Source organism: Acidovorax sp., assembly GCF_016783915.1.
In the GTDB taxonomy this organism is placed as follows: domain Bacteria; phylum Pseudomonadota; class Gammaproteobacteria; order Burkholderiales; family Burkholderiaceae_C; genus Acidovorax.
Genome location: NZ_JADHVT010000009.1, coordinates 50,538 through 63,797, shown reverse-complemented (window position 1 = coordinate 63,797; position 13,260 = coordinate 50,538). Strand labels below are relative to the sequence as shown.

The following is a 13,260-nucleotide window of genomic DNA, read 5'->3' as shown; positions in this document are numbered from 1 at the left end:
GCAAGGCTACCTGCAGGACGGCACCACTAGCTACTGGAACCAGGCGTCCGAGCAGCTGTACGGCTACACGGCCGAAGAAGCCCTGGGCGGCAACCTGCTCAACCTCATCATCCCGCCGCCCATGCGCGACGGCGTGCGGGCACACATGCAGCACATGTTCGCCACCGGCGAGGTGATCCCGGCGGGCGAGCTGCAACTGCAGCGCAAGGACGGCACGCCGGTGCATGTGTTTTCCAGTCACGCCTACATCCAGGTGCCGGGGCACCCGCCCGAGATGTTCTGCATCGACATCGACATCTCGGGCCGCAAGGCCGCAGAGGACGAAGCGCGCTACCTGGCCTTCTACGACGCCCTCACGCAACTGCCCAACCGCCGCCTGCTGGTGGACCGGCTGCAGCAGGTGCTGGTCAACGGCGCCCGATCGGGCCTGACCACGGCCGTGCTGTTTGTGGACCTGGACAACTTCAAGACCTTGAACGACACCCGGGGCCACGAGGTGGGCGACCTGCTGCTCAAGGATGTCGCCCGGCGCCTGCGCAGTTGTGTGCGCGAGCAGGACACCGTGGCCCGATTGGGAGGTGACGAGTTTGTGGTGGTGCTGCAGAACCTGAGCAGCGACGCTCCCGAGGCTGCCGCACAGGCGCGCACGCTGGGCGAGCTGATCTTGGCGCAGCTGCGCCAGCCGTATGAACTGGCAGGGCACGAGCACCACTTCACAGGCAGCATTGGCGTGACGCTGCTCAACCACCAGCGCGACTCGGTGGACGAGGTGCTCAAACAGGCTGACATGGCCATGTACCGTGCCAAGGACGCCGGGCGCAACACGCTGCGCTTTTTTGACCCCGACATGCAGCAAGCCGTGAACCGCCGCGCCCTCCTGGAGACCGAGCTGCACAACGGCCTGCGGCGCGCGCAATTCCTGTTGCTGTACCAGCCGCAGGTGGACAGCCAGGGGCGCGTGACCGGCGCCGAGGCCCTGGTGCGCTGGCAGCACCCGGTCCAGGGCATGGTGCCGCCGTCGGAGTTCATCCCGCTGGCCGAAGAATCGGGCCTCATCCTGCCGCTGGGCCACTGGGTCATGGAAACCGCCCTGCGCCAGCAGGCCTGCTGGCAGCAAGACCCGCTGTTTGCACACCTGAGCCTGGCCATCAACGTGAGCGCACGCCAGTTTCTGCAAGACGACTTTGTGGCCCAGGTGCTGGCACTGGTGCGGCAGACTGGCGCCAACCCCGCACAGATCAAGCTGGAGCTGACCGAAAGCCTGCTGCTGGACAACGTGGACAGCGTGATCGCCACCATGAGCGCCCTCAAGGCCCATGGCCTGGGGTTTTCGCTGGATGACTTTGGCACGGGCTACTCGTCGCTCAGCTACCTCAAGCGCCTGCCGCTGGACCAGATCAAGATCGACCAGGGCTTTGTGCGCGACGTGCTGCTGGACGCAAGCGATGCCGCCATCGCCCGCTCCATCATTGCACTGGCTGGCAGCCTGGGCCTGTCCGTGATCGCCGAGGGGGTGGAGACCACCGCCCACCACCAGTTTCTGCTGGCCCATGGCTGCCGGGCCTTCCAGGGCTACCTGTTTGGCCGCCCGCTGACGCTGGAAGACTTTGAAAGCCAGGTGCGGCAGGGCATCTAGCGCGGGTTGATGCCGTCACCGCTCTGCCCATCGTGCAACGGGCAACGGGCAACGGGCAACGGGCGGCAAGCAGCAAGCAACAGGGGAAAAGGCAGGATTCAAGTGCTGGGTCCAGGACGTCGATATCTCTTGGTGGAAACCGTGGAGGTGTCTCATGAATGTTGCAGCGGGCACCGGTCTGACCAGATCTGTACACATGTGCCGACTGCGGCGTGACCGCTCAGGACGGCTTTGAACAATCACCACCACGCCATTTGCAGCAGGCAACCGATGGTCAATGCCAGATCGGCGCGGATGGTCAGTTTGACGCTGGCGCCAACAGCCGGTGGGTCAAGCGCCACTGATCTCGGGGCATGGGTTCGCTCGGCTGTCTGAAAGGGTAAACAGTCCTTGCGGATGGCGAAGTGAATAAGCTATCGTGTAAACAACCGGCCGCCGGGTGGAGAGCATGGCAGCGGCGAAGAGCCTGGTGCGTGGCATATGCAGTGGCCGAGCCCGGCAAAACCGATCAAGATGGAGTTCAGACATCCATGCGTCCTTCGCTGCTGCTGGTTGACGACGACCCGACGCTGATTCATCTGATGGGTCGGCTACTGGGTGATCTGGGGCGCATACGCTTTGCCACCAGCGGCGAGGCCGCGCTGCGGCAGGCGCATGCGGAGCGCCCCGACCTGATCCTGCTGGACGCCGAGATGCCCGGCATGAACGGCTTTGACACCTGCGTCGCGCTCAAGGCCGCACCGGACTTGAGCGACGTGCCAGTGATCTTCGTGACATCACACACCGACCTCGATCATGAAATGCTGGGCTTCAGCGTGGGCGCTGCCGACTTCATCCACAAGCCTGTGAGCGAACACATCCTGCGCGCGCGTGTTACCGCCCACTCGCGTCTCAAGCAGCTGTCTGATGAATTGCGCCGCATGGCCAACACCGATGCGCTGACCGAGCTGCCCAACCGCCGCGCGTTCGACGCGGCGTTGGCGCGGGAATGGGCGTGCTCGCTGCGGGACACACAGCCGCTGTGCTGCCTCATGGTGGATGTCGACCACTTCAAGGCCTATAACGAGCGTTACGGCCATCCGGCCGGCGACACGTGCTTGAATGACGTCGCGCAGGCGCTCCGTGGAGCCTTATTGCGCCCAACGGAGATGGTAGCCCGGTACAGCGGCGAAAAGTTCGCCGTGCTGCTGCCCAACACCACCCGGGACGGTGGCTGTCTCGTAGCTGAGCGCCTGCTCCAGGCCGTACTCGAGCTTCACTTGCCCCATGAGGGGGGAGTCGCAGACGGCATTGTCTCGGTCCGCATTGGTGTTGCCTCTTCGGAAGAATCGTGGGAGCAGCAAGGCAACGCAGCCGCTGGGGAGCCAGACAGCGCCGACCTGATGCGACGCGCCGACCGTGCGCTGTACCTTGCCAAACAGCATGGCAGGGCCAGGGCACGGACGATCGAACCGCCGCCGGAGTCCGTCTCACCGCAATCAGGCGAACGCCTGCACGCGACTCTCGATTCCCCGGCGCGCCATTCATGAAGATATCGGACAGAGACCTCCGCGTTGGATTGTTCTGCCAGCCTGCATGCATGCATGCATGCAGGCGGGCTTGGCCGCGGTCTATTGCGGCCACTTAGTAGAGTCCGGCCTGCGCGGCATCGTTGTGCCCCAGAGCGGGCTTCCCACACTGGCGCAGGTCAAGCGCTATACGAGAACGAGAAGCAGCCAGGTCGACAAGAAATTCTCCAGCGCCTGCGCCTTTGGCGTAATCTAGTGCGTAGTGCCAGTCGATGTGTCGGCGTTCACGGACACTGTGCGGGTCGATGGTGATCCGCCGACGGTGATACGTCAGGCGCGGCAGACTCGGCAGACGGCGGCGTGCCTCTACAGGCAGGTCCGAACAGGTGCAGTTTTAAGGCCACTGCGGCGCGGGCCGGGCGCAGGAGCCCGACCATAAACGTTCACAAGGAGCAGAGGCTTTGCGAACTTCAAATCGACTGAGTCAGGGAAGAGGACCGCACAGGTTCTGGTTTGCGGTGTGCTGGGTGGGACTGACGCTGTTCGCCGGTGCCAGCCGGGCTGCGACGCTGACGCTGGCAGTGGCCAACATCCCCTACTCGGCCCCGGTGCTCATTGCTGAGGCCGAGGGATACTTCGCGGCCGAGGGCCTGGCCCTGAACATCAAGCACTACCCGGTCGGGCGGATCTGCCTGGAAGCGCTGCTGGCCGGCGAGGCGCACTTCGCCACCGTGGCCGACACGCCCATCATGCTGGCCGGCTTCACCCGGCGCGACTTCGGCATCCTGGCCACCACCACCGTGTCAGGGCGCGAGAACCAGATCGTGGTGCGCACCGACCGCAGCATCACTCAACCCACCGACCTGCAGGGCAAGCGGCTGGGAGTCCTCCCAGGCACCAGCAGCCACTACTTTGCCGACACCTTCATGCTCTTCCACGGGGTGAAGCTCGACAACGTGACGGAGCAGCCCCTGGAGCCCAAGGACCCTGTCGGCCCCCTCGCGCGTGGCGAGGTGGATGCAGCGGCGCTGTTCAGCACCCATGTCACGGAGGCGCTGCATCGGCTGGGGCCGCAGGCCAGGGTGATGCCCGGCCCTGCGTTCTTCAGCGTTACCTTCAACATTGTCAGCCGCCCAGCCAGCCAGGGTGTCAGCGACGATGATGCCATCAAGCTGCTGCGGGCCGTGCAGCGCGCCACGGTCCTGCTGCAGCGCGAACCCGAGCGCGCCCGTGCCATCGTGGCCAAGGCGCTCAAGGTTTCTGTGGAGGACCTGTCAAAGACCTGGGACGGCTTCGAGTTCAGGTTGCAGCTGTCGCAGTCACTGATCACCACGCTGGAGGCCGAGGCCCGCTGGGCGCTGCGCAGACGGCTGGTGCCGGCGGGCGAGGTACCCGACTACCTGGACCTGGTGCGCACCGAACCGCTGAAGAAGCTCGCCCCACGCGCGGTGAACCTTATCAAGTGAGCCGAGCTTGCAAGTCCGCCGTCTGATGTTGTGGGGCATGACACTGGCCTTCGTGCTGGTGGTCATGCATCAAGTCGCCGCCGAGTTGCTGGAACGGCAGCACGAACGCATCGATACCGTGCAGCTGGAAGTCGGCAGGGTCTCGCGCGACGCTGCCGGTCTGCTGGTTCTGACGCAGGACTATCTGCTGCACGGACATGCACGGGCGCGGCGGCAGTGGCATGCCGTGCACACCGAGCTGACCCAGACCCTGCACGTACTCGACGTGCCCCGTATTGGGCCTTAAGGACGACATCGACGATTTGGTGGGCGTGAGCGAAGGCCTGCCGCCCCTCTTTGCTGCACTTGAATCGTCGGCCGGAGCGGGCGCCGCCGATTCCGATGGCGGGCGGCGACAGATGCTGTCCGACCACCTGGTGGCTGAAACGCGCCGCATCAGCGACGGGGCCTTCGACCTGGCGGGCCGACTGATCGAAATGCGTAGCCAACAACAGCGCCGGCTGCGCATCGCGACGTTGGTCGCGAATGCTTCGCTGGCCGCGCTGCTGTCAGGTTTGGTGGCCGTGGTGATGCGGCGCGTCCTGCGGCCGATGCGCACGCTGCAAGACACAGCGCGCCGCATTGAGGCCGGCGATCTGCAGGCCCGCAGCGCCTACCTGGCGCGGGATGAGTTCGGCTCGCTTTCTCAAAGCTTCGACGCCATGATCCAGTCCCTGCAGGACCGCCAGGCGGCGCTGGAAGCCACCCGCCGAGACCTTCGCACCGTGCTCGACGCTGTGCCCTCGATGATCGGCTACTGGGACCGAAACCTCGACAACCGCGTCGCCAATCAGGCCTACCACACTTGGTTCGGTGTCGATCCAGGCACCCTACCCGGGCGCAATATGCGCGACCTGCTGGGCCCGGCGCTGTTCGAGGCCAACCGCCCGTTCGTCGAGGCCGCGCTGCGCGGTGAGAAGCAGACCTTCGAGCGCTCTATTCCGCGTCCAAACGGGCAGGGTCTGCGCCACTCGCTGGCCCATTACCTGCCCGACCACCAGGGTGACGAGGTAAAGGGCTTCTACGTCATCGTTCATGACGTCACCGAGCTGAACGAGGGCCGCCTGCAACTGGCAGCCGCACTGCGCGAGAACGAGGCCTTGCTGGTGGCGATCCAGAATTACGCCATCTTCTCCGAAATGGGCCCGGACGGTCGCTTCATCACGGTCAACGACAACGTCTGCCAGCTCACCGGGTTCTCGCGTGAGGAGCTGCTCGGGCAGACCTACGCCGTGCACCAGCCCCAGCTCGGATCGGGCGACTTCAACAGCGAGATCTGGCCTGCGTTGCGCGCCGGCCGGGCCTGGCAAGGTGAGATCGGTGGCGTCGCAAAGAATGGCAGCGTGTACTGGACCTACGCGGTGATGGTGCCCGTGAAGGACGCAGACGGCTCGATTCGGAAGTACGTGTCGATCCGCACCGACATCACGGCGCAGAAGCACCTCGCGCAGGAAGTCCAGCGCAGCAACGAGCGCTTCGAGCTGGCAGCCGGCGCCGCAGGCATCGGCGTGTGGGACTACGACGTTGTCGCCCGTACCCTGGTCTGGGATGACCAGATGTATGCGTTGTACGGGCGCCATCGCTCGGGCGGGCGCGAGCCCTACACGCTGTGGAGCGACAGCGTTCACCCCGAAGACAGGGCCAGCAGCGAGAAGGCACTGCAGGACGCCATCGACGGGCGTGCCGACTTCGAGCTCCAGTTCCGCGTGATTCGTCTCGACGGTGAGGAGAGATATCTGAAGGCCATGGCCCGTGTCGTGCGGGACGCCGACGGTCGACCGCTGCGCATGATCGGCGTCAACTTCGACGTGACCGAAAGGCTGCGAGCCGAAGCCGCGCTGCAGGCCAATGAAAGCCTGCTGCGGAGCGTCGGCGGCATGGCTCTGGTGGGCGGCTGGCGTGTTGACCTTCGGGCTGGCCAGTTGCACTGGAGCGAGCAGACGCGCGCCATCCACGAAGTGCCGGCCGACTTCGAGCCGACGCTGGACACAGCCATCAACTTCTACGCGCCTGAGAGCCGCCCGGTGATCACCGATGCCGTGAACCGGGCGATCGCCAGCGGCCAAGGCTGGGACCTGGAGTTGCGCCTGATCACCTATACCGGACGAACGGTTTGGGTACGGTCAATGGGCGAGGTGGAATTGGACGCCCACAGCAAGCCGGTGCAACTGGTCGGGGCCTTTCAGGACATCAGCGAGCAACGCCGAACAGACGACCTGCTGCGCGCGGCAACGGCTGCGGCTGAGGCCGCCAGCGAAGCCAAGAGTGCCTTCCTGGCCAACATGAGTCACGAGATCCGCACGCCGCTGAACGCGGTGATTGGGCTGGCACACCTGCTACAGCGCACGCTGCTGAGCACCGAGCAGGCGCCCTATGTTCAGAACATCCTGCTGTCGGGCAAGGCGCTGCTGGGCATCGTCAACGATGTGCTGGACCTGTCCAAGATCGAGGCTGGCGAGATGGGACTGGAGCGCACGACCTTCAGCCTGCGCGACGTGAGCTCGTCCCTGCAGGCGGTCTTCGAGGAGCATGCCCGCAACAAGGGCCTGGCCCTGGCAGTGACCCCTGATGCCACGCTGCCGGATGCCTTGCTGGGCGACCCCACACGGCTGCGCCAGATCCTGGTCAACCTGTTGGGCAATGCGATCAAATTCACCGCACACGGTCAGGTCGCACTGAGCGTCCAGGCGCTGGTGGCGCCGGTCGGCCAGTGCCGCTTACGCTTTGAGGTGCGAGACACCGGCGTGGGCATCGCCGCGGATGTGCTACCCAGGCTTTTCGCTCCCTTCTCGCAAGCCGATGCGTCCACCACGCGACGCTTTGGCGGCACGGGGCTGGGCCTGTCGATCACCAAGCACCTGGTCGAGTTGATGGGCGGACAGATAGGCGTGCACAGCACGCCGGGCCAGGGCAGCTGTTTCTGGGTGGAGTTGCCTTTCGAGTTGGGCGACGCCGCTGAGTTCGCGAGTGCAGCGCAAGTTGGTATCGACGGCCCGCGCCTTCAGGGAGTGCGCGTGCTGCTGGTGGACGACAGCGACATCAACCTGCAGGTCGCTGGGCGTTTGCTGGAGCTCGAAGGCGCTCTGGTGCAGCCCGCACGCGACGGCGCCGAGGCGTTGCGCTGGGTGGAGGAGCGCGCTGACTTCGATATCGTACTGATGGACGTGCAGATGCCCGTCATGGACGGGCTGGAGGCGACGCGCCGCATCCGCGCCTTGCCCGAGCGTGCCGGGCTACCCGTCGTGGCGCTGACCGCGGGCAATACCGACAGCGAACACCGCCGCGCACGCGAAGCTGGGATGCAGGACATCCTGTCCAAGCCTATTGACCCGGAGCTGCTGGTGCAGGGCGTGCGACGGCTGATCGGCCGCGCGCCCGTCGGCCCCGTAGTCGCCCAGGTGGCGAGCGACTCCCAGGGCTGGCCGCAGATCAAGGGCATCGATGCCGAGGATTCAAGCCGGCGCCTGGCGGGCGACGTGAAGCTGTTGCGCAGCATGCTGCAACGCATGCTCGCGCTGTGCGAGGAATGCCTGGACGCACCGGCAACGGCGCCCGAGCAGCGCCAGGCAATGGCGGCACTGATGCACAAGCTCAAGGGCAGCGCGGCCACGCTGGGGGCCAAGGAGATCGCCGCTCTGGCGGGGCAGGTGGAGGTAGCCTGCCGTCAGGATCAGACCGAAGCGGTAGCGCCCCTGCTCGCCCGGCTCGCCGAGGCAACCGAGCAAGTGCGGGCTGCCTCGGCCGACTGGCTGCGGGTGCCGGCGGAGCCGCTACTGATGAAAGCTGGCGCGCCGCCGCTAGACCCACAGCGCGTTGTCGAACTCATGCGTGCGCTGCAGGATGCCAACCTGAGCGGGCTGGACTTGTTCGAGAAGCTGGCGCCTTTGCTGCGGCCCTTGTTCGACGCACTGACCTTTCAGCGCCTCCAAGGACATGTGGAGAACCTCGAGTTCGACCAGGCTGTTTCTATTCTCAGTGGCGGCATTGGCGGTTTGGATTTGGTAGGTCCTACCAAAGCAAAATAGGTCCCTATTGCGCCAATCACCGTGTAGGGCGATGACCGGGGGTGCCCACTTGAGTTCATGGGATGACAGGGGTTGAACAAATGACGACCCATGGCGCCTAGGATTTTGCGGGACAGAAGCTGTTGAATTTCTAAACGCACCTGTTGTGCACCATGCAGACCGATCAAGGCGCTGGCGCTGCTAGCGCGGGTTGTTGATTTGCATGCAACCGCAACCCACCATTTCCATCTCGATCTGACCCACCCTGGTTCGTGAGCTGGATGCTCACGTGGTGGATAAGTTCTTGGCTTTCTTCTACCTCTTGGGGGTCTGTGGTGGTTGCGGTGCAGATACCTTCTTGAACCGGACGCTGTCATTGCCGATTGCCGGAATATGGAAGTGAATCAAATAGTTACGCGACATTGCCGTACCCAATAAATTCAAAACCCGGGTGGAATCGACACACATGTCGATATGCGCTGGGTGTTGTACTGCCGAACTCGAGAAATCAACGACTTGGAACAACACGGGGGGCCTACCTTTGTACTTTTTATTCCTTCAGTGTTGCACTTTCCCGGGCGTTTCTCACTGAGTCTTGTATTTTTTCCAGCCGGGCTGCTTGGCGCGCCATCAGCTCAGGATCTTTCTACTCAGGGCCGCACTTAAACGCTTGACGCAAAGAACAGCGTTTTGGCCAAGCGGCGGCTACAGGCTGAAAGCAGTCGCTTATCCCGTCGTCGGCAGAAGTCTTCTCATGAAGAGAGCAGCATTGATCTTCGAGTCAGCACGAGTCTCTCAGAGCAAGATCTGACAGGGGCGACTAGGTTAAAGAAGAATCCGCCCGCGCTCTGTGCGGGATATATGGGGTGCCTGGGGGCGTTTTGCATCAATCGTCATCCCCGCATTGGCGGCTAAGCGCTGGTCGCTGTCCACGGGCTTGTGGCGGTTGGGCGATGGATGCCTTACAAGGCAGTCGCCCCGGCCCTGGTCGCCATCTCTGTCAAGCGGTTGATGGGCTCGGGACGGTGCTCTAGGTATCCCTGCGCGTAGTCCACCCCCATCTCCTTCAGGCGCTCCAGCACTTCTGGGCTTTCAACAAATTCAGCCACTGTTTCCAATCCCATCAGTCTCGCGACATCGGCGAAGCAGCGAACCGCCGCTTCGTCCAGGGGATTGCTGAGGAGAGTTCGAATGAACTGCCCGTCGATCTTGAGGTAGTCAACGGGCAGGGCTTTGAGATACCCGAACGACGATGCGCCAGCACCGAAGTCGTCAAGCGCGACTTTCACTCCAGCTGAACGAACATGGCCGATGAAGATTGCCGCGTCCGCAAGGTTAGTGACAGCTGCCGTTTCGGTGATTTCGAGGCAAAGCCTGGAACATGCCGTTGCACCTGATGCAGAAAATAATTCGAGTGCCCATGCATGAAAGGCCCTGTCGCCCACGGACTGGCCCGAGAGGTTGACGCTGAGGCTGTCGATGGCCTCGGGCTCCTCCAAGCCTTGCAGCCACCGGACCGCGTTTTGTAGAACCCAGCGGTCAATGCGCGACGCCAGATGAAAGCGTTCGGCTGCAGGAAGGAACACTCCGGGCTGCACCAACGATCCATCATCGTTTCTCAGGCGCAGCAAAACCTCGGCGTGAATGCCCGGTGGTTGTTTTTTTAGGCAATGGATGCGCTGCGCAAACAGCACAAAGCAATCGTTGTCCAGCGCGTGCTGAATCCGGGTTGTCCACTGCATTTCATGATTTCTTTCGCGCATGGTGACGTCAGTCTCAAACCAGGCGTGGACGCGATTTCTACCCGCCTCTTTGGCTGCATAGCACGATGCATCGGCGGCCTGTTGTACAACGGATGCATTGGCCCACCGCTTGTCCAGCGGAACGAGGCCAATGCTGGTACCGATGCGGAAACGTCTCTCCCCATGAACGAACCGAAAATCATTCATGCGATCGCAGATCTTCTGGGCAACCCGACTAGCCTGCTCCATGGTGCAGTTTTCAAGAATGATGGCAAATTCGTCACCCCCCAGGCGTGCAAGGGTGTCGCGCGCTCGGATCGATTCCGCCAGCAGCTTGCTGACCTGCTGCAACAACTGATCACCGATGGCGTGACCGCACGCGTCATTCACCACTTTGAACTGGTCCAGATCAATGTAAAACAGCGCATGGCTGCTGTCGTTTTCCTCAGCATGGCGCAGCGTTCTGAGCAATCGCGACTCGAATTCCGCGCGGTTCACAAGACCTGTCAGCGAATCGTGCGTGGCCCGATATGTCATCTCGCCACTGAGCCTACGCTGCTCACTGACATCATGGAAGACGAGAACGACGCCTAGCATTTCGCCCTGTGGGCCGCGTATCGGCGCCGCAGAGTCCTGGATTCCGTATTCAGTGCCGTCTCGCGCTATGAGCATGGTTTTGGGTGCCAGGCCTACCGTCCTGCCTTCGGCCAGGCACGCTGCAACCGGGTCTGGTGCGAGCTCGCGCGTTTCTTCATTGATGATGTGAAATACCTGCGGCAAGGGGCGTCCGATCGACTCCGAAGACAGCCACCCAGTCATTCGCTCGGCCACCGGATTGAGCCAGCTGACCAGCCCATCGGCATTCGTGGTGATGACGGCGTCTCCAATCGACTGGAGTGTGACCCTCATCAGTTCATGCTGCTGCGCCAGTTCGGCGCTGAGCCGCAGCATGGCATCGTCACGGCGTTTTCTCTCTGAAATGTCGATGTGGATACCGAACACCCACTCGGGCCTGCCGTCGGCTGTGCGTGTGATGAGACGCCCTCGGTCTTCGACCCAAATCCAGGAGCCGTCCCGATGGCGCAAGCGCAGTTCGGACACGTAGGCATCGCTGCGCCCTGCGAAATGCTCTCGCAGCAGCTGCTGAGTCTGGGGCAGTTCGTCCGGGTGGGCGATATCCGCGCGGTACTGATTCGTTATGACCCCCAGTTCTTCGATGGTCCAGCCGATGATCTCCGCCCAGCGAGGGTTGACGATCACCTCGCCGGTTCGGACGTTCCATTCCCAGGTGCCTGCATTGGTACCCTCTATCAGATTGCGCAAACGCTCATGCTCCCTCTGGAGCTCGCGTTCTGCGCGCCTGCGAAGCGTCACATCCTCGAAGACGGCCAGACTGCGCGCTGGCTGGCCTTGTGCGTCTCGCTCCAGAATTGCTGAGAGCAGCACGTCGATGATTTCTCCGCTGCTCGTGATCATTTGGTAGGGCACTGCGTCACATCGGCCCGTCGCGAAAAAGCCCGGAAGTACTTCCTCTTTGGCGCGTCTACGGGATTCTTCGGTGAGGAAGTCTGAAGACAGTCTGCCAATGACGTTGTCCCGACGGTATCCAAGGCAAGCAAGCCACGCATCGCTCACGTGCAGAAGTCGGCCTTGGGCATCAATCGAGTGCAGCATGGCAGGCGTGGTCTCGTACATCGCCTGCAGCCGACCCTGCGCAACCACTAGTGCCAGCTCTTGCTCTCGCCGCTGCGTGGTTTCCTGAATCGTACCGCGCAGGCCACCGATGCTCCCTGACGCCTCGCGCACAGCTTCGCCGCGCGCCTCCACCCAGCCTGGGCGGCCATCGGGTCGCCAGTAGCGCAGATCCAGGATGTAGTCCTCGCCAGTGCGCAGCGCATTGAGTACCCGCTCAGCGAGCTTGGCGTAGTCTTCCTGCTGGTATATGCGAGATTGCTCTTCAAAACTGGGGGCTGGAGCCTGCGGGTCGCAGCCGAGAATCGAGTACATCTGTGGGGACCAAGTGACCACATCTCCCTCGACTTGCCAGCTCCAGCTGCCCGTTTGGCCGAGCCTCTGGGCTTCTTCCAGTGCCAACTGCGTTGTCTTGAGTGCCGTAACGTCACTGACATTGACGAAGAAGCCAAGTACCTCGCTGCCTGCGATATCGGGGACGTAGTGCGCCAGGACGTGGCGGCGACTTCCATCTACATTGGTCACTGCACGTTCGAAATTCTGTTCGTGTCCCGCGAGCGCCGCATGGGCGTATTCCTCGTTCCATTCAACGATGCGTTCGCCCAGCAGCTCTTCGCGTGACATGCCGATCAACTCGTGCGGGTGCCTGCCGAACCATTGCGCGTAGGCATGGTTGGCGAAGCGGCAGCGAAGATCCTTGCCCCAGTAAGCCACCATGCTTGGGATCGCGTCAGTGATGGCGCGAATAAAGCGCTGGCTTTCGCCGAGCGCCAGGCCCGCCGACTCTGCCAGGTTGCGCTGTTCAATGAGTTCAGCCTCGAAGCGGTGGCGCTCGTGCGTGGAAACAAGGCTCCAAAAATAGGCGGGAGCACCCTGGTATTCCCCCCGGCGACTATTGAGCAGCACAGGCACGCGGTTTGTGTCGCAACCGCTGACTTGAAGATGGATTTCGCTGACCTGCCCGTCCCGAAGCAAGGTGGGCCAGATATGGGTCTGCAAGAAGATTCTGCTGGCTGGCGGCAGCAGTTCATCGAACAACGCCCCGATGCGATCCTTTCGTGCCCCTCCTGCAAGCGCGAGAAGTGCCGCGTTGACGTCCAGAAGGCGACCCGCTTCGTTCGTGACGACCACCGCGCAGGGCAATTGGTCCAGAAGACTCATGGAAGCGGCCTG

6 protein-coding genes are annotated in these 13,260 nt (G+C 63.0%); 5 read left to right on the top strand and 1 reads right to left on the bottom strand.

Annotated elements, in window-relative coordinates; genetic code table 11:
* The 5 genes from ISS20_RS03820 to ISS20_RS03800 all read left to right on the top strand — a co-directional run.
* On the top strand, nt 1-1,636 hold a 1,636-nt coding region (locus ISS20_RS03820; protein WP_291433858.1), incomplete at its 5' end, for an EAL domain-containing protein.
* 530 nt (nt 1,637-2,166) lie between these two features.
* A complete protein-coding gene (locus ISS20_RS03815) occupies nt 2,167-3,165 on the top strand; it encodes a diguanylate cyclase (RefSeq protein WP_291433856.1) in 999 nt (332 codons plus the stop codon).
* A 506-nt stretch (nt 3,166-3,671) separates the two neighbouring features.
* Complete coding sequence (locus ISS20_RS03810; RefSeq protein ID WP_291433854.1) at nt 3,672-4,610, top strand: ABC transporter substrate-binding protein; 939 nt, start codon at nt 3,672-3,674, stop codon at nt 4,608-4,610.
* A gap of 7 nt (nt 4,611-4,617) precedes the next feature.
* Nucleotides 4,618-4,896, top strand: coding sequence for a hypothetical protein (locus ISS20_RS03805; RefSeq protein ID WP_291433852.1), 279 nt, complete (start codon nt 4,618-4,620; stop codon nt 4,894-4,896).
* On the top strand, nt 4,886-8,674 hold the full coding sequence (locus ISS20_RS03800; protein ID WP_291433850.1) for a PAS domain-containing protein: 3,789 nt from the start codon (nt 4,886-4,888) through the stop codon (nt 8,672-8,674). Before ISS20_RS03805 ends, ISS20_RS03800 begins: the two co-directional genes overlap by 11 nt.
* A 941-nt stretch (nt 8,675-9,615) precedes the next feature.
* Here the strand turns inward: ISS20_RS03800 and ISS20_RS03795 are convergent.
* Complete coding sequence (locus tag ISS20_RS03795) at nt 9,616-13,248, bottom strand: bifunctional diguanylate cyclase/phosphodiesterase (protein WP_291433848.1); 3,633 nt, start codon at nt 13,246-13,248, stop codon at nt 9,616-9,618.
* Nucleotides 13,249-13,260: the final 12 nt, after the last annotated feature.

Bases quoted from the DNA above. Each gene is read 5' to 3' on its own strand.
- ISS20_RS03795 (WP_291433848.1), bottom strand. From the start codon at position 13,248: ATGAGTCTTCTGGACCAATTGCCCTGCGCGGTGGTCGTCACGAACGAA.
- ISS20_RS03815 (WP_291433856.1), top strand. From the start codon at position 2,167: ATGCGTCCTTCGCTGCTGCTGGTTGACGACGACCCGACGCTGATTCAT.